Genomic DNA, 20,632 nt, shown 5'->3' on the forward strand with positions numbered 1-20,632 from the left:
CAAATCAAACGATTAGTCGCGCCGCTGGCTGTTTGATTCAATACCTATATCCCACTGCAAAACCTCGATAGCGCAGATGAACCGGCGAGCGCGCCTGTTTATCCGTGCCGGGTCAACTCATGCCTGTGAAAAGGCAACGGAGGCAGAGCGATGCAACTACCTGATTGGACCAATGATCTTGTGCTGGTGGCGCTGGCCTACCTGTTGGGCGCGCTCTCGGCCCTGGGTTCTTCCTCGCCAGCGGTGGCGTTTCCCTACTGAGGTGCATGAGCCGGGCGTGGGCCGCGACGCCGGCCGGGAGCGCAAGGCACGAGCGGTAGGCCGAAGGCGCGGCCGACGCCCCTGTAACACGTCGGATAACCCACTGATCACTGTTTCATTACGTAGCTATTTGGAGCACTTCAATGACCAAGCCAAAGCATCAAGTCCGTGTCACGGTTAAGTCCGCTGGCGAGATTTACGAGTCGCCCGAGGGGCGCCTGTTCTTCGACGACAAGCTGGCCAAGTTCACTGATCTGTCCGGCGTGCGCCTGCTGCGCTGCGGTGTGGATACGGTCCGTCAGTTGTACAACGGCATGATCCGCCTGGAAGTCATGGCGCTGTTCGATGAGCCGGAAGACATCGTGGAGTTCGCTGGCCACCAGTGGGTCAAGGGAAGGGTAGGGCGCGACTCCGGCTACCAGTACCGCCTGCAGAACGCCGATATGGGTCTGATCCTGCTGATCAAAAATCACAACGTGAAGCTGGAGAACATCGGGCCGCACCTCAAGATCGAGGTGTCCCCACACGCCCTGGACGGCGCTGATCCTGCGATCCTGCAAAGCATGCTCGATGACCTGGCTAGTGCCGTGCTCGCTCACTGCGAAACGAACCAGTGCGCTGTGCATCTCGCGCTGGATGTGCAGGGCTGGACGCCTTCCGCAGACATCGTGGAGCGCATGCGCTGTCGTTCGACTCGTGTGCGGCAGATCAGCGGCATCGACCGTATCGAGTTCCACGGCAATGCCTCGGTGTATGGGCGTGGTGAGACCTTCATGTTCGGTTCGGCCAACGGCATGCAGCTTTGCATCTACAACAAAACGCTCCAGGCACGCGCCACGGACAAGCTCGATTACTGGAGCAACGTATGGGCGTCACTGAATGGCGATCCCTTCGGTGATGGGGAACCCGCCTACAACCCAGAGGAAACCGTGTGGCGTATCGAGTTTCGCTTCCATCACTCGATAGTCCAGCAGTTCTCCGAAGGCTCCAAATTGTCCTCGGGTGAGGTGATCGGCTGCCGCACCTATGCCGGCCTTTGCCCGCACCTGCAAGGACTGTGGGAATACGCCTGCGACAGCTTCCGGCTGCTGCTGAAAGACCCGAAGTGGTACGACCCGTTCTGGTCGCTGATCACCCTGGATACCAAGGTCCTGGTAGAGGCCGATCCGCTGATTGAGCGCACCGAGTATCGCCGCTACTACAAGACCGCACAGGGCTTCTCCGGCAAGAACTGCGAGATGTTCCTGGGCCAGTTCGCCAGCCTGATTGCGCGGGAGCGCATCCCCTCAAAAAAGGCACTTGAGGTCGGGAGAACGCTCCCCTTCTGGCATGTGATCGAAGACCACTACACCGCCAAGGGATACAGCACTCGCGACCTCGAAAAGCACATCTGCGGGCTGATCAATGATCGCTACTTGAGGCGGGGATACGCCATCTGATGAGCATCACCAAGCTCCCCGATGGCCGTTGGTTCGTCGATGTCGAGCCGATCAAGGGCAAGCGTTTCCGAAAGCGGTTCAAGACCAAGATGGAAGCGCAGCAATTCGAGGCCAATGCTCGCCAGAAATGCTCTGAGAATCCGAGCTGGACGATCAAGCCCAAGGACCGCCGCAAGCTCTCCGAGCTGGTAGAACTCTGGTACGAGCTGCATGGCCAGACTCTCGCGAACGGTAAGCGCTGTGTGGCGATTCTGCGGCTGATAGCGAAGGATTTGGGTGACCCGGTGGCGGTGTCCCTGGAGCCGGCGAAAGTGGCCCGTGTGCGCTCCTTGCAGGTCGCTAAAGGTATGTCGGGTAAGTACGCCAACAACCGCCTTGGCTACCTCAAGTCCATGTACAACGAGCTACGGCAGCTAGGGTCCATCGACTACGAGAATCCTGTCGGACGCATGCGCCCGCTGAAGCTTCAGGAGAAGCCGCTGTCATATCTGACCAAGTATCAGGTATCCGAGCTGCTGGCCGCGCTCGATGCTCGCACCACGTCGCCGCATCCGAAGATGGTCGCTCGCATCTGCCTTGCGACAGGTGCTCGATGGGGAGAAGCGCAAGCACTGACCCTGGATCGGTTGAAGGGCAATACGGTGATCTTCGCCAACACCAAGTCGAAGCGCGTTCGCTCGGTTCCGATCTCGGAAGGGTTGGCAAAAGAGATTCGCCAGCATTGGCAGACCTACGGACCTTTCACCAACTGCCTTGGCGTATTCCGCATCGTGCTGCTGTCCACGTCGATCAAGCTCCCCAGAGGGCAGGCCAGCCACGTACTTCGCCATACATTCGCCAGTCACTTCATCATGAATGGTGGGCACATCGTGACGTTGCAGCACATCTTGGGGCACGCGTCGCTGTCGATGACGATGCGGTATGCACATCTTTCACCAGATCATTTATCCGAAGCCGTTAAGTTCGGGCCCCTTGCGTGAAGGCTCCCTGACATTCTCCCACTACGGGCTATCTTCAATTTACTCTGCGTGGGAGCAATCAAATGGACATGAGTCTTGCAGGAATAAGGCGACTCCGACTCCTATTTGGGGTCGTTTTTCTAATCTCATTCTTTGTTGCAGGTGTGCTCGGTGTTTCGATTCTCGGTACATCAGTTGAGAAGGGGCCGCTTCCGCCGTCGGATCAGACAGTAAGTTTAACCTTGGTGATTTCTATTGTTTCGTTGCTCACATCCGTCACGACTTTCTTTGGTTTCTTCATAACGACCTTTATGGCCGTAAGGAAGGATCGTCGGGAGCGCGAAGCTCATGAGCTGGCCCTGGAGAAACAAAGGCTAGAAATCCAGCGGCTACGTGGCGAGGTCGTGGGCGCTAATGAGAACCCCTAGTGGTTCGAGTTCGACACTTTTTCGACACCTTACCCGGCCCCAAAACGCAAAACCCCCGAAACGCTAGGCATTTCAGGGGTTCGGCAGGGTGTTCTGGAGCGGGCGAAGGGAATCGAACCCTCGTCATGAGCTTGGGAAGCTCAGGTAATGCCATTATACGACGCCCGCTTGGGGGTGCCTTTTTACCAGAAGGGCGAGGCTTAGTGAAGCCTTGGGCGGTCGGGCGTGCCGAGTGGATGGCATTCGTGAACACGGTGGCGCAATGAAAAACCGGAGGCGGAAGGTCTGGGGCCGGCCCCCGGCTGTGTGCGCTGGCTGCATCAGCCCACCATGGCGGCGATTGGCACGCCCTGGCTGCTGGGCAGGTAGGGGTTGGCCAGGACCGGGTGGCGCTGCGGCTGGAGGAAGGTCAGGAGAGCGTCCTGGGTTTCCTGCCAGGCCTTCTTGTGTTCCACGTCGATGAAGTGGCCGGCGTTGCGGATGGTGCGGAACTCGCAGTCGCGGATCAGTTGCTGGAACAGCTTGGCCTCGGCCGGGGTGGTGTAGATGTCCAGCTCGCCGTTCATGAACAGCAGCGGGATGTCGATGGCGGCAAACTTCTCCATGTAGCTCTCGGCACTGAGCTTGAGTACCTGGCAGACGTGGAAGTGCATCTGCTGGTATTCGTGCTCGTCGAGACCGGCGACGTGGCGGAAGTTGTAGCGCTTGAACAGTTGCGGCAGGTAGCGACCGATGGTGTCGTTGACCAGGTTGCCGAGGTTGGTGCGATCGCACGCGGAGAGGTAGTCCAGGCCGCGGTGCAGGTAGTCGAGCATCGAGGCGTTGAGCAGCGGCGAGAAGGAATTGATCACCGCCTTCTGGATTCGCGCGGGGCGTTCGGCCAGGGCCAGCAGGGTGGCGACGCCGCCCCAGGAGAAGGACATGACGACGTCCGCGTGGTAGTGCTCGATCAGGCCGAGCAGCAGCTGCGCCTCGTACTCCTTGGTGATGAGCTCGCGGCAGTCGTTGTGGGCCCGCGAACGGCCCGCGTACGGCTGGTCGTAGCAGACGACGTTGAAGTGGGGTTGCAGGTATTTCACCGTTTGCGCGAAGGAGGCGGTGGTTGCCAGCGAGCCGTTGACCAGGATGATGGTCTGCCGCGCTTCCCTGTTGGCGTGAAACTCCGTGTGTACCCGGTGTTGCTGAATCTCGACGACGGCGGTTTCCGGCCTCATGTCGTATTCCTCCAGACGCAGGTCATGGTGCGCATCCACCATCGGATGCGAAGAAAGTACCCAGGCAGAGGAAAGCGTCTTGACGTGACAGCTTCATGTCACTCGACGAAAGTTAGCAATCTCTTGATTTTCAAATGCTTACGACACCAAAAGACAGCGTTCCGAAGCCCGTGGGGGCGCGGAAGATTGGCTTCTGATCAGGCGGGGGAAGGTGCGGCTCGGGGAACAGCTGCCGCGGGAATCATTGTTGGTTGCGCTGCGTGACTCATTGGTCACGCTTGGGCCAGAGTTAAGCAGGGTGGTCCGGCGCCTGCAACTGCCAGTGGGCGGCTGAGTCACATCGTTCTGCCGAAATCCGACGAAATGACATTTCTCTGCGCGATTCTCCGGCGCTTTGGTGAAGCCGGATTACACTCATGTGGTGGCTGTAACTCCCTCGCCGAAGACGAGCGATCTCGCCGTGCTCCCCCCTGAGGCCGATACCGCGTGCGGAGCGGTTCAATGGCACTTCATCCACGGTTGCGCAAACTGCTGGTCCTGGCCCCGGCCGCATGGCTGTGTGCGGAAGCCGTGGCCGAGGATCGCTACGGCTGTGAGCAGCCGATCGCCATCGCTTATACCCGCAACGTGGTGTTCTTCCATGACGATGTCGGCATCGATCCCGACCTGATCGCCGAGCTGTCCCGGCGCACCGGCTGCCAGTTCGAGACCTCGATTCGCCCGCGCGATGAAATCTGGCGATTGCTGGAGAGTGGCGACCTGCAGATGGGCACCAGTGGCGTTGCCACGCCGCAGCGGCGCGCCTACACCTACCTGCTGCCATATCTCTATATGCGCAACAAGTTGATCGTGCGCGACGATCTGGGGGACATGAACAGCCTGGACGCCTTCCATGACATGCCCGGTGCGCGCCTGGGAGTAATTGCCGGCTACCGCCATGGGCCTTACATCGACGGTATGCTGCGTATCCTCCGCTCGGAAGGTCGGGTAGTGGAATACAAGGACGACGCCAGCCGCTTCACCGCGTTGCTCAACGGCAATGTGGAAGGCGTGATAGGCCATGAGATGAACCTCGAAGGCGCGGTGAAGGACCGTCGCCAACGGGAGCGATTCCATGTGGTAGATGTGATCCCAGGGCCGGCGACTCCCCATAACCTGATGCTTTCGCGCAAGCGCTTCACGCCGGCGCAAAGCGCCGAATGGATGCGCTTGATGGAAACACTGTGGCTGGACGGAACTCTGGCCCGGATCATGCGTAACAATGCGCCGCCACCCGTGGCGGAAGAACTGCTCGACAGCGGCTATCGCTACAGCTCCACGGACAGAGGCTGGTAAAGGATGAAGGCATTCGAACGGGGTATTCCGCTGCAGCTGCTGGTGGCTGGCGCCATCATCGCCAGCATGCTGGTGCTGGCGGGGGCTCTGCTGATCCAGGGCTACCGAGGGGTAGAAGGCGCGCTGGTGACGGCGGCCGGGGAGTCGGCCAGCCAGTTGGGCGCGACCATCAACGAGCGTATCCGGCGCCTGATCGACCCGGCGGAAAGCGCACTGCGGCTGCTCACCCACGACCCCATCTCACAGACGGACAACCTGCCGGCGCGCCTCGATCGCCTGCCGATGCTGGTGGAGAACCTGCGTGCCAACCGCACCCTGAGCGCGGTGTACATCGGTTACCCGAATGGCGAGTTCCTACTGATCCGCGCCTTGCGCGTACCCGAGGTGCGCCGTGCACTCCAGGCACCCGACGCGGCCAAGTACCTGGTACAGAGCCAGACGCTCAACGGCCAGGGCGGGCTGCTCGGCGAGTGGCGTTTCTACGACAGCGAGCTGCGGCTGCTGCGTGTACAGGAGCGGCCGGATTACCAGTACGACCCTCGACAACGCCCCTGGTACACGGAGGCGCGTGCGACGAGCAAGACCGTACTCACCCAGCCCTACGTCTTCTTCACTACTCGCGAGATCGGCCTGACCCTGGCCCACCGCAGCGTCGACGGCGCGGCAGTGATCGGCATGGACGCTTCGGTGAACGATCTGGGCGGCGAGATGGGCGACCTGCGCCAGACTGCCCACACCGAGTTGGCGGTCGTGGACGGCAAGGGCACGGTGATCGCCTATCCGGACCTCTCCAAGCTGATGGTCCGTGAAGGCGACCAACTGCGCCTGGCCACGCTGGACGAGCTGAAGGTGCCCAGCCTGAGCGAACTGAACGCCAATTCCGTGCCCTCCGGTACACCGCAGTCGTACAAGGTGAACGGCGAGGACTGGTATGGCATCTGGGTGCCGCTGTCGAACTTCACCAGCAACGAAGTGCGGGTGCTCATCGCGATTCCCGCCGTGGAGTTGCTGGCCGGCGCCCGCCAGTTGCTGTTCAACCAGGCTTTGTGGAGCGGCACCTTGCTGCTGGTTCTGCTGCTGATCGGCTGGTACATCGGCCGGCGTATCGCCCGGCCGCTGACGGCATTGGCTGATCAGGTCGGCGCTTTGGCGGCGTTCGATTTCGCCCGGCCGGTGGGGGTGGAGTCAAGGATCGCCGAGGTCCGCGACTTGAGCAGCGTCATGGGCAGCATGTCGCGCACCATCCACAACTTCCAGGCCATCACCCTGACCTTGAGCCGCGAGACACGTCTGGAAAGCATGCTCGAGGGCGTGCTCTCGCGCCTGGTGGAGGCCACCGGCGTGATGGGAGGCGCTGTCTACCTGCTGGAGGACGAAGAGTGTCGCCTGCGGCTGGCCTGCACGGTCAACGGCGAGCAGTATCCGCAGTCCATGCTGATCGAGGGCTTTACCGAGGCGGAGCTGGCCCAGCGGGTGGACCTGGCATTGGCCAATCGCGGGCAGTTCCTGGAGGTTTCGCTGCGCAATCGTTCGGACGAGCTGCTGGGTATTCTGGTCCTGCAGCTGGCGGAGGAGGGCGCCCACAGCCTGCAGCCACGCAAACCATTCAAACGCTTCGTCGAGGAGCTTTCCGGCGCTGCTGCCGTGGCCATCGAGACCCGCCAATTGATCGAGGCCCAACAGCGCCTGCTGGATGCGATCATCAAGCTCCTCGCCGACGCCATCGACGCCAAGAGCCCCTATACCGGCGGCCACTGCGAGCGCGTACCGCAGCTGGCCGACCTGCTGCTGCAGAAGGTCATCGACTCGCACGATGGCGAGTATGCCGGCTTCACCATGAGCGATGCGGAACGCTATGAATTCCAGATCGCCGCCTGGCTGCACGACTGCGGCAAGGTCACCAGTCCCGAATACGTGGTGGACAAGGCGACCAAGCTGGAAACGCTGTACAACCGCCTGCACGAGGTGCGCACGCGTTTCGAAGTGGTCTGGCGCGACATCGAGCTGGACTACTGGCGTGGCATAGCCGCAGGCAACGACATTGGTCTGCTGGCCGCGCGCCGCGACGCGCTGCATGAGGCCTTGCGCGAGGACTACGCCTTCGTCGCCCAGGCCAACGTCGGCGGCGAGTTCATGAAGGACGAGGATATCGAGCGGCTCAGGCAGATCGGCGAGCGTCGTTGGTTGCGCTACTTCGATGACCGCCTGGGCATCTCCCACGACGAGGCCGAGCGGCTGCAGGGGCGGCCCGAACGGCCGCTGCCGGCGGAGGAGTTCCTCCTCGCCGACAAGCCCGAACACCGCGTGCCCTGGGGCGAGCGCAAGCCGCCGGTGGTGAAGGACGACCCGCGAAATATCTGGGGCTTCGACATGCGCCTGCCGCCTTACGCGAGCAACTACGGTGAGCTGTACAACCTGAGTATTCGCCGTGGCACGCTGACCGAGGAGGAGCGTTTCAAGATCAACGAACACATCGTCCAGACCCTGATGATGCTCACCACCCTGCCGCTGCCGCGTCATTTGCGCCGTGTGCCGACCATTGCCGCCAACCACCACGAGAAGATGGATGGCACCGGCTATCCGCGCAAACTGTCCCGGGAGCAGATGAGCATTCCGGAGCGGGTGATGGCGATTGCCGATATCTTCGAGGCGCTGACTGCCGCCGACCGTCCCTACAAGGCGCCGAAGACATTGTCCGAGTCACTGAAGATCCTCGCCTTCATGGCCCGCGACCAGCACATCGACGCCGACCTGTTCCGCCTGTTCATCAGCCAGGGGGTCTACCGGGAGTACGGCGAGCGCTTCCTCCAGCCCGAGCAGATGGATGCCGTGGACGTGCGCGCGATCCTGGAAATCCTGGAGGGGGTGAAGGCTTAGTGGGTTGGGAGTCAGATCTTGCGGATCGGCCCCGGATAGGCGATGAGCTTGCTGTCGTGGGTGATCAGCAGCATGCCCTCCACGTTGGCCTGAGCGACCAGCATGCGATCGAAAGGATCGGCATGCAGCATGGGCAGCGACCCGACGAAGATCGAATGCTCTCCGGTGATCGGTAGCTCGGCGTAACCATTATCCAGCAGTGCTTTGCGCACGATGCTGGGATCGTAGGGAAAGTCCGCGCGTTTCAGCGTGCTCTTGATCGATATTTCCCAGATGCTGGCGGCGCTGAAGAACAGATCGGCTGTTTCAGAAAGGATGAGCGATCTGACCTCGGCGGGCAGCCGCGGGTCATCGGTCAGTACCCAGAGCAGGATGTGGGTATCCAGCAACAGGCGCATCAACAGGAGTCGCCGCTGAATAGGTTGGCGATGTCGTCAGCAAAAGAGGCGTCGATGTCATCTACGGTGGGGTAGATGCCCTTGAGCGCGCCGATGACTTTCTTCGGTTTGTCGCCGATGGCCTCGACTTTCACCAATGGTTTGCCAGCTTTAGCGATGATGAAGGGATGCCCCTTGCTGGCAAGGTCGACCAAGCGAGAAAGGTTGGTCTTGGCATCGTGAATGTTCACGATATCAATATCGGTAGTCATGGCTTAGCCTCGATGATCGTCAGGTTAGCCAACTTGGTGAACTAACCTGGTGCGATGCTAGCCCAGAGACTGGAAGGTGGCAATCCAAATGCAAACCGCCGGCATCAGCCGGCGGTTTTCGTTTCAGGGGCAGGCAGCGATCAACGCCGGGCGAGGTTGGTGGCGTAGCGATTGATCTGCGGGTTCTTCGCCACGGTGCAGCTCTGCCCGGCGAGGAACTGCGAGGTTTTCAGGTATTGCTGCTGCGGGTAGTAGGCGAACACGTAGCTGCCGTTCTTCACCGTATCGATGAGCTGCTGCGCCACCTGCGGGCGCACAGCCGGGCAGCCGAGGCTGCGGCCCAGGCGGCCGAGGCCGGGGACGACCTTCGGGTCGGCGTAGGCGGCGGCATGCATGACGATGGCGCGTTCTTCGCTGTTGTCGTTGAAGCCAGGCTCCAGGCCCAGCAGGCGCAGGGACCGACCGTGCTTGCCGCTGTAGGTCTGACCGGTCTGGTACAGGCCGATGGAGGACTGGAAGCTCTCCGGGCGATTGGAGAAGGAGGTGGCCATGTCGTCGCCACTCTTCTTGCCATGGGCGACCCACTCCTCGAAGAGCAGTTTGCGCTGCTTCAGGTCGAAGACCCAGAGGCGCTTGTCGCGGGATGGCTTGGAGTAATCGATCACCGTCAGCAGGCGGTTCTGGCCGCCCAACTGGGTACTGGCGCACTGCAGCGCACTGAGCGCCAGGCGCAGGGTCTCGGTATTGGTCGCCGGCGCGAGGCGGTGCAGGTCCTCGGCCGTGGGCAGGGCAGCAGCGGACGCGGTCTGCCAGCTACCGATCGCGAAGAGCGCGGCACTGGCGAGCGAAATCCGGAAGAACCCCCGTAACTTCAAGAAAGTCAGCATGAATACAACATTCCCGTTGAATCGATATGGTTTTTTCTGGGAAACGCCGCATTGTGCGTGATTTTTGACCAGTGATGTGTTTGTTTTTTAATCAAGTATGGTTCCGCCCGTCGGTAATTACGAACTTTCCAGGGCAAGAAATCGCCGCGGAGCGCCGGTATGCGGGACGTAAGACGAAAGGAACCCACCTCGGACAGGCGCCTTGACTCTTTGTGTTTCGAGATTCTTCGGCTGCTTGCACGGCCGACTTGAGGCCGTCTGTCCGCAGGTGAGGGCTGGCAGTTTGGCGTGGGCGGTTGGCAATGGGGGCAGGGAAACGATGAAGAGGTTGTAGGAGAAATCCGGAGCGCTTCGACGTCGCTCCGGTTCATGCTGCTACTCCACGCTCTGGTTCTTGATCGGTTTCTGCTCGGCCTTGCGGTCGTTGGTGGTGATCACCGTGAAGTCCGGGTTGCTGCGCATGTCGCGGGTGGATGGCAGGTCAGTGATTACCAGGGTGCTGCCCACGTCCATGCTGGCCAGCAGGTTGCGCAGGAATTCGCGGTCGAGGCTGAACTTGCCCAGTTGCTCGGCAGGCGACAGGCCTCGCTGCGGGTCGCTGACCTGCACGCTGGTCCAGCGCAGGTTGGGGTTCTCGCTGTCGATTTCGGTTTGCGAGGGCTTTTCCATGAGGGAGAAGGCGGCGACGCCGGTCCGTTCTTCCGGGTGCTCGAAGGCTACCGGTGCGGTGCCGATCTGCAGGCCCCCGCGGTAGACGTAGAGGCGGCGGTCGGCGCGGCTGACCAGCACGGAGACCGGCCCCTTCTCCGCGCCGGGATCGCTCCAGAACGGCACCACCATGCCACTGTCGTCGTGCGGGCCGGCGGCGCGGCCATCACTGACGATGGGCGCGAGCAGGCCGGGGTGGTAAACCTCCACGGGCGAGCTCTTGGCGTCGGAGATGATCACGGTGGTGGAGGTGAAGCCGGTGACTTCGTACAGCTTCTTGGCGAACGCCATCGGCAGGCGGATGCAGCCGTGGGAGGCCGGGTAGCCCGGCAGGTTGCCGGCGTGCAGGGCGATACCGTCCCAGGTCAGGCGCTGCATGTAGGGCATCGGTGCACTGTTGTAGAGGTCGGAGTGGTACTCGACTTTCTTCTGCAGGATGGAGAACACGCCGGTAGGGGTCTCCTTGCCCTTCTTGCCGGTGCTGACGGTGGCTACGCCAATGGCGATGCCATTGCGGTACACGTAGGCGCGCTGCTCGGTGAGGCTGACCACCAGGGTGACCGGACCGGCCGGCGATATCTCCGGGTACCAGAGGAATTGGCCGGGCTTGAGCGTCTTCAGCGCTGCCTGCAGGTCCGAAAGCGGCGAGGGCTTGCTCGGATTGGCGAAGGCGACGCTGGCGCTCAGGGCGATCAGCAGGGCAACCGACAGTTTCTTCATCACCTTTCCTTACGGCGCGGGCATGGCAGGGAGCTTAGCCAAGCGGCGGCGAAGGCTGCAAACTGCCGGGCTGAATGGTTTGCGTGGGACTCTTCTGAATGTTTAGAGGGACATGATCTGTAGGAGCTGACGGAGTCCGCTACCGATCCAATTCGGCGACTTCCTGCACAGTCAGCGCGCGGTATTCCCCGGGTTGCAAGGCCGGGTCCAGCGCCAGGCTGCCCATGCGCTCGCGGTGCAGGCGCGTCACCTTGTTCTGGAAATGGCCGAACATGCGCTTGACCTGGTGGTAGCGGCCTTCGTGCAGGGTCAGGCGCGCGGTGCGAGTGTCGAGGATTTCCAACTGGGCGGGCAGGGTGGTGAGGTCTTCGAAGGCGAAGTACAGGCCCCGCTCGAAGGTCTCGATGTAGCGTTCCTGGATCGGGGCCTCGGTCTCGACGTAATAGACCTTGGGCAGCTTGCGCCCCGGCAGCGTCATGCGCCGCGACCATTGCCCGTCGTTGGTGATGAGCAGCAGGCCGGTGGTGTTGTAGTCCAGGCGGCCGCCGATATGCAGTTCATGTTTGTCCGGTTCGTCGAGCAGGTCGAGCACGGTGCGGTGCTCGGCATCGCGGGTGGCGCTGACGCAGCCGGCGGGCTTGTGCAGCATGAAGTAGCGCGCTGGCTTGCCGGCCTGCAGCAGGTCATCGTCCAGCTCCACGCGGGAGAATTCGCGCACTTCATGGCGACCATCGCGCACCACCAGGCCGTCGACGCGCAGGCGGCCTTCGGCGAGCAATTGGCGGGCTTGCTGGCGGTTCAGGTGGGGCAGGTTGGCGATGAAACGGTCCAGACGCATCAGGCGGTCTCATCGTCCTTCAGCCCGGCAGCGCAGCGCGGGCAAAGGCAGGCACGGTCGACCAGCTCGGGCGGGATGCGCTCCAGTGCGTTGCGGTCGATGCGCGTGCTGAAGCACCAGCACGGCTGGCCTTCCAGCGCCGGATCGGCCTGGTTGCAGCGGTTGGACTGGCCGCAGAGCGGGCAGCGGCTGGGATCGGGAGTGACGTCGTTCATGGCCGGTCAGGGCAGGAAATGGCGGTGAGGCGGGGGCACAGGTTGCAGCGCCGACCCGCATCGCGCAAGCGGATTCGGATCGGCGCGGCGGGTGCCGGTCAGGGCATGTCGATGCGCTGGATCCAGGGTTCCAGGCGCTGGCCGAAGGCGACTTCGGCGACGAAGGGCTGGGCGCGGCCGTCCGCTGCCCGGTGAGGCTGCGCGGTGATCTGGTCCAGCCGCTCGCGCCACTGGTACGGCACGTTGAGGCTGTCGGTGCCGATGGAGCTGGCGGTGCCGCCGAGGGTCCAGATGTGCTGGTAGTAGTTGGAAACGGGGCGTACCTGGCCGTGGACGATCAGGTAGCGCTGGCGATCGGGGTAACGGGCCCGCAACGCCTGCAGGTCCAGGCCGACGTCCTTGAGCAGCAGGCGGGTGTCGGTCTTTTCCACGCTATCCAGTTCGCGGCGGATGAAGTCGCGCTCGTCCGCCAGGCGGGCATTCTGCGGTGCGGCATCGGCGGCCCGGCGGGCTTCGTCGAGACGCTTGCGGGTCAGCTGCACTTCGCGCTCGTGAAGCGGGCCGTTGAGCTCCAGCACCAGCAGGGCCGCGCGCGATTGCTGGCGGCCGAAGCGCCGGGCGCTGTCGTCGTCGACCTGCTCGGGCATGGCGAAGCCGAGTTCGGCCATCTTCTGGCCGTCGAGGGCGGGCTGCCAGCCCCGGTTGTGTTGCCGTGCCTCATCGTCGCGGCTGGGCGTGCGCCAGTGCAGGCGCAGGCTCAGGCCGCTGTTCTCCTTGTACCAGTCGTTGTTGCGCAGCAGCTCGCGCTGGCTGAGCGGCAGCACGCTGTCCGGCTCGCCGGAGCGGTTCCAGGCAACGCCACCCAGGGCGACGGCGTTCACCAGCAGGATGAGGCCGACGCCGCTGGCCAGTGCGTGAGTACGTGTCCAGTTCATGGGCGGGCTCCCAGCAGGCCGTGGGCGCGACGCAGGCGGCGCAGGACCAGCAGGATCAGCACCGCGCACAGACCCAGCACGAGGAAGAACAGGTACTTGGGCATGACCTCCCACCACCAGTCGAAGAACTTGGTGTAGAGGAAGATCACGAAGAAGGTCAGCCCGGTATTGACCACTTCCGGCCACTCGCGTCGCGCGCCGAGCCAGATCACCAGTGCAGAGGCGACGAAGCCGAGCACCTGGTAGAGGCTTTCCACCGTCGCATAACGCAGTGGCAGGTAACTGCTGCCGCCCCAATTGGCCAGTACCAGCATGGGCAGGAACAGCCCGAGCAGACCGAATACCCGGTAGATCGTGGCGAAACCGTCGAAACGATGCTGGGAAATGAACGACGGCACGAGGAAGATCAGCAACGCGGCGGGGAAGAAGTTTTCCGGGCGTTCGCCGACGTCCAGCCAGTAGGCACCGCTCCAGGTGCCGACCCGCGCGGCGACGTAACCCATCACGCAGATCAGCGCGGCGGCCAGCAGCAGGCGTGTGTTGCAGGTGTAGGCCAGCAGCAGCGCATAGGCGGCCCAGGGCAGCAGGGCCTTGTCGGACGGGGTGATATTGAATATCTGCCCGAGCATCACGACGTTCAGCACGAAGCAGGCGAAGGCCAGCATGGCGCCGAGCTTGGCGAAGTAGCCGGAGGCGTCGCGGCGTTGCAGTACGAGGGTCAGCAGCAGGCTGATCAGCGAGGCCGCGATGAGGATGATGACTTGCACGCTTTCTCCGAACAGACCCCAGAACTGGTAGAAGAGGAAGAACAGGCTGGCGGCCAGGGCCAGCGCGCCGAGGAAGGAGGCGATGCGCATGCCCAGCGACAGGCGATGGTCCTGGCTGTCGCGGTCGATGTCGAAACGTGCGCGGTAGTCGGTGAGCAGGCGTTGCTGGTGTTCGTGCAGGCGTTCGTGCTGGGTGTTGTCGAGAATGAGGGCGCCTTCCTCGCGCAGGCGACGCAGTTCGCGGTCGAAGGCCTGGATATCGTTGACGCGCTGCTGCGCCTGCTGGTGGCTGAGGTCGGGCATGGCCGGTCCTTGCGGCGGGTGATACCTCGACTCTAGCTGGTGGCGCGAAGGGGTTCCATCGCTGCGTGGGAGAGGCTTAGAGCGCATCGCGCTCTAAGCCATTGCGGGCGTGGTCCGCTCTCGCAGGGAGCTTCGGCAAAATGCCGATGATGCAGCCCTGAACGTAAGGGCGAGTCAGGCGCGGCTGGCCAGCCACGCCCGCCAGCCGCCGAAGCGGCTGATGTCCTCGGCGCCGTCCAGGCCCCAGGCGTCGCAGATGAAACCGGTCTCCCAACTGCCATCCTCCAGTTGCACCTTGCCCAGCCCCAGCGGTGCCGGGATGCCGGTGAGGAAGGAGCCCAGTTCGGCGCTGGGCAGTTCCCAGACTTCCACTTCGATGGCCACGCCGTCTTCGGCTACGCGCAGCATGCCGGGGCGCAGCGGTGGGCCGCCAGCCAGCGCGTAGAGCTTGTAGGCCGGCGCGCTGCGGGTGGCGCGCAACAGGCGGGCACCGCGCTGGCGCAATTGCCCGTTCAGTGCCAGGCCGTCGAGGTGCGCCCCGCAGACCACCAGGCGCGTACGGTCGTGGCGCGCGGTGTTGGCTGAGGCGCTCGGTGCGATGGCGTTGCCGCCGGTAAGCGGCAGGTTGTGCCGGCGCTGCAGCGTATCGGCCACGCCGAGCAGGTACTGGTCGGTGAAGGCGCGGCCGAACAGGGTCACACCCCAGGGCAGGCCGTTGCCCATGATTGCACTGGGCACGGCGACGGCGGCGTAGTCCAGCAGGTTCATGAAGTTGGTGTAGTAGCCCAGGTCGGAATTGCGCTTGACCGGTTCGGCGTGCAGCTCGTCCAGCGTCACCGGGCGGCCGATGGTGGGGGTGAGCACGCAGTCGAGGTCGGCGAGGATCGCATCGCACTGTGCCTTGAGTTCCTGCAGGCGGTATTGCGCGCGGAACGTCTGCACGGCGGTTGCGTCGGGAGCCTTCGCCAGTACGTCGCGGATCACTGGCAGCACCGCTTGCGGGTCACGCTCGATCAGCTCGCCTGCCACGCTGTAGCGCTCGGCGACCCAGGGGCCTTCGTAGAGCAGGCGCGCGGCTTCGAGGAAGGGCGCGAAGTCGATTTCCTGCGCCTCGCCGCCCATGGCCTTGAGCTGGTCCAGGGCGTCGGTGAACAGCACCGGGCCTTCGTGGCAGCCGAAGAATTCCAGTTGATCGGCGCGGGGAACACCGAAGCGGAAAGGCTTGGGTGCACCGAAGGTGCTGGCGTCGTTCCATGCCGGATTGGCGCGGCTGTAGCCGTCCCGTGGATCGAGCCTTGCCGTGAGAGCGAGCAGCTCGCTGGCTTCGGCGGCACTGGCGGTGAAGTAGGTGATGCAGTCCAGGGTGCGGCAGGCCGGCACCAGGCCGTGGTTGGACAGCAGCCCCTTGCTCGGTTTCAGCCCCAGCAGGCCGTTGAGCGCTGCCGGCACACGGCCGGAGCCGGCGGTGTCGGTGCCCAGGGCGAAGCTCGCCACGCCCAGCGCCACGGCCAGCGAGGAGCCGGCGCTGGAGCCGCCCGACGGGTACTCGGGCAGCACGCTGTTGCGGCATTCGCCATAGGGCGAGCGGGTACCATTGAGGCCGGTGGCGAACTGGTCGAGGTTGGTCTTGCCCAGCGGGATGGCGCCCAGCTCGATCAGTTGCTGCACCAGCGTCGCGGATGTTTCCGGCGTGTAGGCGAACGCCGGGCAGGCGGCGGTGGTGGGGATACCGGCGAGGTCGATGTTGTCCTTGATGGCGAAGGGGATGCCGTAGAGCGGCAGGCTGTCCGGCGATTTCTCATCCAGCGCGGCCAGGTAGGGCTCCAGTTCCTCCAGCGTCAGCAGGTGGATGAACAGGTGGTAGTCCGGGTTCAGCGCGGCGGCCTTGTCGCGCAGTTCGGCGACCAGTTGGCGCGGCGTGGCGCGGCCTTCACGGTAGGCGGCGCGCAGGGTGGCAAGGCGGAGGTCGAAGGTGGTGGGCATGGTCGTGTTTCCTTGGGCCGATCAGTTCTCTGGCAGGGCTGCCCTCACCCCCGGCCCTCTCCCGGAGGGAGAGGGGGGAAGAGCAGTCCGGCTCGGTGTTGGGTTCGAACCATGGTCGGCCTGGTGGCGCGAACTGTGGTTCAGGTTGGATCCAGCGCTGAGGCCCACTCCGAACAGTCCCCTCTCCCTCTGGGAGAGGGGTAGGGTGAGGGGCTCCTGGCCAGATCGATAACGTCAGCTCAAGCCTCCTCCATCACCACCACCCGCTGCCCGGCGCGCACCGGCGAGCCGGGCTGCACGCGGACCTCGCGCACCACGCCGTCACGCGGGGCAGTCAGGGGGATTTCCATCTTCATGGATTCGAGGATCACCAGGATGTCGCCGGCCTTCACGCTGGCGCCGGCTTCCACCTGCACCTGCCAGAGGTTGCCGGCGATGTGGCTTTCCACGGCGTGCTGGCCGGCGCCGAGCGGGGCTTCGTCGCCGGTGTCGATGGCGGCTTCGTCGCTCTCGAAGTGGGCCTGACCGGAGGCGATCCAGCGTTCGCGCTCGGCATCGAAGGCAGCGCGCTGGTGGCGGCGGAAGGCATCGATGCTGTCGGCTTCCTCGGCGAGGAAGGCCTGGTAGTCGGCCAGGCGCAGTTCGCTTTCTTCAATGCGCAGCGGGTAGCGGCCCAACGGGAAGTCGCGGCGGATGCGCAGCAGTTCGTCCGCCGACACCGGGTAGAAGCGGATCTGGTCGAAGAAGCGCAGCAGCCAGGGCTTGCCGTCGAACGCCGCGACCTCGCGGTAGCGGTTCCACATCTGCAGGGTGCGGCCGACGAACTGGTAGCCGCCGGGGCCTTCCATGCCGTAGACGCACAGATAGGCGCCGCCGATGCCCACGGAGTTTTCCGCGGTCCAGGTGCGCGCCGGGTTGTACTTGGTGGTCACCAGGCGGTGGCGCGGGTCCAGCGGCGTGGCCACCGGTGCGCCGAGGTAGACGTCACCGAGGCCCATCACCAGGTAACTGGCCTCGAACACGGTGCGGTACACCGCCTCCAGGTCCGGCAGCTCGTTGATGCGGCGGATGAACTCCAGGTTGCTCGGGCACCAGGGCGCGTCCTTGCGCACCGTGGTCATGTATTTCTCGATGGCCAGTTGGCAGGCCGGGTCGTCCCAGGACAGCGGCAGGTGCACGATGCGCGAGGGGACCTTGAGGTCCTGCGCGGCGCAGACGGCGTCCCAGAGTCCGGCGACGGTTTCCAGCAGGCTTTGCAGCGGCAGGGTTTCCGGCTGGTAGTGCACCTGCAGCGAGCGGATGCCGGGGGTGAGGTCGATCACGCCGGCGAGGTGCTTCGCTTCCAGCGCCTGCATCAGTGCGTGACCGCGGAAGCGCAGGACCAGGTCCAGTTCGGGCTGGCCGATTTCCAGCAGCAGGTGGGTGTCGCCGGAGAGGCGGGCGACCAGGCGGGTATCGTCCTGGCCGAGGTCGAGGACGATGGGGGAGGTGAGCGCGATGCTTGGACTGCCCTCACCCCCCGCCCTCTCCCGCAAGCGGGAGAGGGGGCTGTCCGAGCGGTCGATAGGTGCCGTACTTTCCGGCTGCTCCGAATAGCCCCCTCTCCCTCTGGGAGAGGGTTGGGGTGAGGGAAGGCCGTCTGCGCTAGAGGTGAGTTGCATACCGGTAGGAGCGGGCTTGCTCGCGAATGCTTCCTGCTGGTGATCTCGGCGTTTTGCGGGTTCGCGAGCAAACTCGCTCCGACGAAAGGCGGCCAGGTCGCGGGCGGCGGCGATATCCACCGGCAGGAAACGCACCCTGTCCCCCGCCTTGAGCTGCCCAAGCTGCCACAGGTCGGCCTCGATCACCGTCACCGGGCAGACGAAGCCGCCCAGGCTCGGGCCGTCCGGGCCAAGGATCACCGGCATGTCGCCGGTGAAGTCCACCGCGCCGATGGCGTAGGGGTTGTCGTGGATGTTCGACGGGTGCAGGCCGGCCTCGCCGCCGCTCTCGCGCACCCATTCCGGTTTCGGCCCGATCAGCCGTACGCCGGTGCGGCTGGAGTTGAAGTGCACTTCCCAGTCGGTGGCGAAGAAGGTCTGGATGTAGGCCGGGGTGAAGTATTCCGGCGCGCCGTGGGGGCCGTAGATCACGCGGATGCTGCGCAAGGCCGGGAGGTCGGTGCGCAGTTCCGCCGGCAGGCTTTCACCGTGCCGTGCGTCTGCTAGCGCGTCGAGGTGCAGTACGTCGCCGGCGCGCAGCGCGCGGCCGCCGTGGCCGCCGAACTGGCCGAGGGTGAAGGTGCTCTTGCTGCCCAGATAATCCGGCACTTGCAGGCCACCACGCAGGCACAGGTAGCTGCGCGCGCCGGCGCCACTCACGGTACCCAGGCTCAGGGTCGAGCCGGCGGCGATGAACAGCGCGGTGTTCATCGGCTGCTCGACGCCATCCAGGCTGATCGGCAACGCCGCGCCGGTGACGGCCACGACGGCATCGGTGTTGAAGCGCAGGGTCGGGCCGCTCATGGTGATTTCCAGCGCGGCGGCGCCTTCGGGGTTGCCCAGTAACTGGTTGCCCAGGCGCAGTGCGCGGTCGTCCATCGGCCCGGACGGCGGTACGCCCACGGCCCAGTAGCCGAGGCGGCCGGGGTAGTCCTGCACGCTGGTCTGGGTGCCGGCGCTGATCACTTCGAAGGTCTGCGCGCGGTAGCGCAGACCTTCCAGGCAGCGAGTCCAGGGCGAGCCGCTGGCGAAGGGGGCGTCCTTGATGATCTGCCGCAGGTAGTCGCGGTTGCATTCCACGCCGTAGAGCACGCTCTCGGCCAGCGCGCGGTCGAGGCCGGCGCTGGCCTGCTCGCGGGTCGGCGCCCAGGCGATGAGTTTGGCGATCATCGGGTCGAAGTAAGGCGGAATCTCGCAGCCGGCCTCGACCCAGGTATCGATGCGCAGCGCCTTGCCGTCCGCCGGCGGGAACTGCACGGCGGTGAGCAGGCCGGGACAGGGTTGGAAGTCGCGGCCGGGGTCTTCCGCGTACAACCTTGCCTGGATGGCGTGGCCGGAGGGTTTCAGCGTGGTCGCCAGTTCGGCCAGCGGCGGCAAGTCGCCGGCGGCGAGTTCGATCATCCAGCGCACCAGATCGACGCCCCAGACCTGTTCGGTGACGCCATGCTCGACTTGCAGGCGGGTGTTCACTTCGAGGAAATAGAAGCGCTGCGCGTCGCTGTCGTAGACGAACTCCACGGTGCCGGCGCTGCGGTAGCTGACGGCTTTCGCCAACTGGATCGCCGCTGCGCACAGGGCTTCGGCCATGCCGGCAGGCAGGTTGGGCGCCGGGGTTTCCTCCAGCACTTTCTGGTTGCGCCGCTGCACCGAGCAGTCGCGCACGCCGAGGGCGATCACTTCGCCCTGGCCGTCGCCGAACACCTGCACTTCCAGGTGGCGGGCGCGCTGGATGTACTTCTCGATGAACACGCCCGAGTCGCTGAAGTTGTTCTGCCCCAGGCGCTTCACGGCATCGAAGGCATCGCGCAGTTCGTCCGCCGAGCGGCACACGCGCATGCCGATGCCGCCACCGCCGGCGGTGCTTTTCAGCATCACCGGGTAGCCGACTTCTTCACCGGCGAGCAACGCGGCTTCGAGGTCGGGCAGCAGGTCGGTGCCTTCGAGCATTGGCACGCCCTGTTCGCGGGCCAGTGCTCGGGCGGTGTGCTTGAGGCCGAATACGCGCAGTTGCTCCGGCGTCGGGCCGACGAAGGCGATGCCGGCGGCTTCGCAGGCTTCGGCGAAGGCAGCGTTTTCCGAGAGGAAGCCGTAGCCGGGGTGGATCGCCTGGGCGCCGCTGGCGCGGGCGGCGGCGAGGATTTTCTCCACGACCAGATAGGTGCTGGAGGCCGGGCCTTCGCCGAGGCTGATGGCCTGGGCGGCCTGCTGGAGGTGCAGGCTGGCGGCGTCGGCTTCGGAGTACACGGCGACGCCGCCCACGTTCAGTTCATTGAGCGTGCGCAGGATGCGGCAGGCAATGGCGCCGCGGTTGGCGATCAGGAGCTTGTCGAACATGAGGGCATCCCCATGGGGTGGCGGGCCGTCCCGCCATGATTCGGTGTGCGCCACGGTCGTCCGTGGTGCTGGAGTGGTTC

Annotated in this window: 16 protein-coding genes and 1 tRNA gene; 5 read left to right on the forward strand and 12 right to left on the reverse strand. The window is 64.4% G+C overall.

The window, feature by feature from the left end; genetic code table 11:
• The first annotated feature begins 404 nt into the window (after positions 1–404).
• The 3 genes from PNI01S_RS12120 to PNI01S_RS12130 all read left to right on the forward strand — a co-directional run bounded on the left by PNI01S_RS12120 (position 405) and on the right by PNI01S_RS12130 (position 3,087).
• Entirely contained in the window at positions 405–1,700 is a 1,296-nt protein-coding gene (locus tag PNI01S_RS12120; RefSeq protein WP_084358323.1) for a phage replication initiation factor, read from the forward strand.
• Complete coding sequence (locus PNI01S_RS12125; protein WP_084358324.1) at positions 1,700–2,680, forward strand: phage integrase; 981 nt, start codon at positions 1,700–1,702, stop codon at positions 2,678–2,680. The genes PNI01S_RS12120 and PNI01S_RS12125 overlap by 1 nt, the downstream gene beginning before the upstream one ends.
• A 62-nt stretch (positions 2,681–2,742) precedes the next feature.
• Complete coding sequence (locus tag PNI01S_RS12130; protein WP_084358325.1) at positions 2,743–3,087, forward strand: hypothetical protein; 345 nt, start codon at positions 2,743–2,745, stop codon at positions 3,085–3,087.
• 94 nt (positions 3,088–3,181) lie between these two features.
• Here the strand turns inward: PNI01S_RS12130 and PNI01S_RS12135 are convergent.
• Together PNI01S_RS12135 and PNI01S_RS12140 are read right to left on the reverse strand one after the other, a co-directional pair.
• Positions 3,182–3,255, reverse strand: a tRNA-Gly gene (locus tag PNI01S_RS12135).
• A gap of 152 nt (positions 3,256–3,407) precedes the next feature.
• Positions 3,408–4,301, reverse strand: coding sequence for an alpha/beta fold hydrolase (locus PNI01S_RS12140; RefSeq protein ID WP_024767717.1), 894 nt, complete (start codon positions 4,299–4,301; stop codon positions 3,408–3,410).
• A gap of 501 nt (positions 4,302–4,802) precedes the next feature.
• On the opposite strand from PNI01S_RS12140, the gene PNI01S_RS12145 reads away from it, so the two are divergent.
• Positions 4,803–5,636 (forward strand): substrate-binding periplasmic protein, encoded by an 834-nt coding sequence (locus PNI01S_RS12145; RefSeq protein ID WP_037011251.1) that lies wholly within the window; start codon positions 4,803–4,805, stop codon positions 5,634–5,636.
• 3 nt (positions 5,637–5,639) lie between these two features.
• Positions 5,640–8,513, forward strand: a complete 2,874-nt coding sequence (locus tag PNI01S_RS12150; protein ID WP_084358326.1) for an HD domain-containing phosphohydrolase — start codon at positions 5,640–5,642, stop codon at positions 8,511–8,513.
• An 11-nt stretch (positions 8,514–8,524) separates the two neighbouring features.
• On the opposite strand, the gene PNI01S_RS12155 is transcribed toward PNI01S_RS12150, so the two are convergent.
• The 10 genes from PNI01S_RS12155 to PNI01S_RS12200 form a co-directional block, all read right to left on the reverse strand.
• A complete protein-coding gene (locus tag PNI01S_RS12155; protein ID WP_024767720.1) occupies positions 8,525–8,911 on the reverse strand; it encodes a type II toxin-antitoxin system VapC family toxin in 387 nt (128 codons plus the stop codon).
• Positions 8,911–9,162 carry a type II toxin-antitoxin system Phd/YefM family antitoxin gene (locus PNI01S_RS12160; RefSeq protein ID WP_084358327.1) on the reverse strand — a complete coding sequence of 84 codons (252 nt, stop codon included), beginning with the start codon at positions 9,160–9,162 and terminating at the stop codon, positions 8,911–8,913. Before PNI01S_RS12160 ends, PNI01S_RS12155 begins: the two co-directional genes overlap by 1 nt.
• A 140-nt stretch (positions 9,163–9,302) precedes the next feature.
• A complete protein-coding gene (locus PNI01S_RS12165) occupies positions 9,303–10,049 on the reverse strand; it encodes a murein L,D-transpeptidase catalytic domain family protein (RefSeq protein ID WP_024767722.1) in 747 nt (248 codons plus the stop codon).
• Positions 10,050–10,424: 375 nt separating this feature from the next.
• Positions 10,425–11,477, reverse strand: coding sequence for a L,D-transpeptidase (locus tag PNI01S_RS12170; RefSeq protein WP_024767723.1), 1,053 nt, complete (start codon positions 11,475–11,477; stop codon positions 10,425–10,427).
• Positions 11,478–11,616: 139 nt separating this feature from the next.
• Positions 11,617–12,315: a pseudouridine synthase gene (locus PNI01S_RS12175; protein ID WP_084358328.1), complete on the reverse strand. Its 699-nt coding sequence runs from the start codon at positions 12,313–12,315 to the stop codon at positions 11,617–11,619.
• On the reverse strand, positions 12,315–12,530 hold the full coding sequence (locus tag PNI01S_RS12180) for a cysteine-rich CWC family protein (RefSeq protein ID WP_024767725.1): 216 nt from the start codon (positions 12,528–12,530) through the stop codon (positions 12,315–12,317). Before PNI01S_RS12180 ends, PNI01S_RS12175 begins: the two co-directional genes overlap by 1 nt.
• A gap of 98 nt (positions 12,531–12,628) precedes the next feature.
• Complete coding sequence (locus PNI01S_RS12185; protein WP_084358329.1) at positions 12,629–13,465, reverse strand: DUF4824 family protein; 837 nt, start codon at positions 13,463–13,465, stop codon at positions 12,629–12,631.
• Complete coding sequence (locus PNI01S_RS12190; RefSeq protein WP_024767727.1) at positions 13,462–14,535, reverse strand: DUF2157 domain-containing protein; 1,074 nt, start codon at positions 14,533–14,535, stop codon at positions 13,462–13,464. Before PNI01S_RS12190 ends, PNI01S_RS12185 begins: the two co-directional genes overlap by 4 nt.
• A 174-nt stretch (positions 14,536–14,709) precedes the next feature.
• Positions 14,710–16,518, reverse strand: a complete 1,809-nt coding sequence (gene atzF, locus PNI01S_RS12195; RefSeq protein ID WP_084358330.1) for an allophanate hydrolase — start codon at positions 16,516–16,518, stop codon at positions 14,710–14,712.
• A 239-nt stretch (positions 16,519–16,757) separates the two neighbouring features.
• On the reverse strand, positions 16,758–20,552 hold the full coding sequence (locus tag PNI01S_RS12200) for a 5-oxoprolinase/urea amidolyase family protein (protein WP_084358331.1): 3,795 nt from the start codon (positions 20,550–20,552) through the stop codon (positions 16,758–16,760).
• Positions 20,553–20,632: the final 80 nt, after the last annotated feature.

The organism is Pseudomonas nitroreducens NBRC 12694, assembly GCF_002091755.1.
In the GTDB taxonomy this organism is placed as follows: domain Bacteria; phylum Pseudomonadota; class Gammaproteobacteria; order Pseudomonadales; family Pseudomonadaceae; genus Pseudomonas; species Pseudomonas nitroreducens.

Bases quoted from the DNA above. Each gene is read 5' to 3' on its own strand.
- PNI01S_RS12120 (WP_084358323.1), top strand. From the start codon at position 405: ATGACCAAGCCAAAGCATCAAGTCCGTGTCACGGTTAAGTCCGCTGGC.
- PNI01S_RS12125 (WP_084358324.1), top strand. From the start codon at position 1,700: ATGAGCATCACCAAGCTCCCCGATGGCCGTTGGTTCGTCGATGTCGAG.
- PNI01S_RS12130 (WP_084358325.1), top strand. From the start codon at position 2,743: ATGGACATGAGTCTTGCAGGAATAAGGCGACTCCGACTCCTATTTGGG.
- PNI01S_RS12140 (WP_024767717.1), bottom strand. From the start codon at position 4,301: ATGAGGCCGGAAACCGCCGTCGTCGAGATTCAGCAACACCGGGTACAC.
- PNI01S_RS12145 (WP_037011251.1), top strand. From the start codon at position 4,803: ATGGCACTTCATCCACGGTTGCGCAAACTGCTGGTCCTGGCCCCGGCC.
- PNI01S_RS12150 (WP_084358326.1), top strand. From the start codon at position 5,640: ATGAAGGCATTCGAACGGGGTATTCCGCTGCAGCTGCTGGTGGCTGGC.
- PNI01S_RS12155 (WP_024767720.1), bottom strand. From the start codon at position 8,911: ATGCGCCTGTTGCTGGATACCCACATCCTGCTCTGGGTACTGACCGAT.
- PNI01S_RS12160 (WP_084358327.1), bottom strand. From the start codon at position 9,162: ATGACTACCGATATTGATATCGTGAACATTCACGATGCCAAGACCAAC.
- PNI01S_RS12165 (WP_024767722.1), bottom strand. From the start codon at position 10,049: ATGCTGACTTTCTTGAAGTTACGGGGGTTCTTCCGGATTTCGCTCGCC.
- PNI01S_RS12170 (WP_024767723.1), bottom strand. From the start codon at position 11,477: ATGAAGAAACTGTCGGTTGCCCTGCTGATCGCCCTGAGCGCCAGCGTC.
- PNI01S_RS12175 (WP_084358328.1), bottom strand. From the start codon at position 12,315: ATGCGTCTGGACCGTTTCATCGCCAACCTGCCCCACCTGAACCGCCAG.
- PNI01S_RS12180 (WP_024767725.1), bottom strand. From the start codon at position 12,530: ATGAACGACGTCACTCCCGATCCCAGCCGCTGCCCGCTCTGCGGCCAG.
- PNI01S_RS12185 (WP_084358329.1), bottom strand. From the start codon at position 13,465: ATGAACTGGACACGTACTCACGCACTGGCCAGCGGCGTCGGCCTCATC.
- PNI01S_RS12190 (WP_024767727.1), bottom strand. From the start codon at position 14,535: ATGCCCGACCTCAGCCACCAGCAGGCGCAGCAGCGCGTCAACGATATC.
- atzF (WP_084358330.1), bottom strand. From the start codon at position 16,518: ATGCCCACCACCTTCGACCTCCGCCTTGCCACCCTGCGCGCCGCCTAC.
- PNI01S_RS12200 (WP_084358331.1), bottom strand. From the start codon at position 20,552: ATGTTCGACAAGCTCCTGATCGCCAACCGCGGCGCCATTGCCTGCCGC.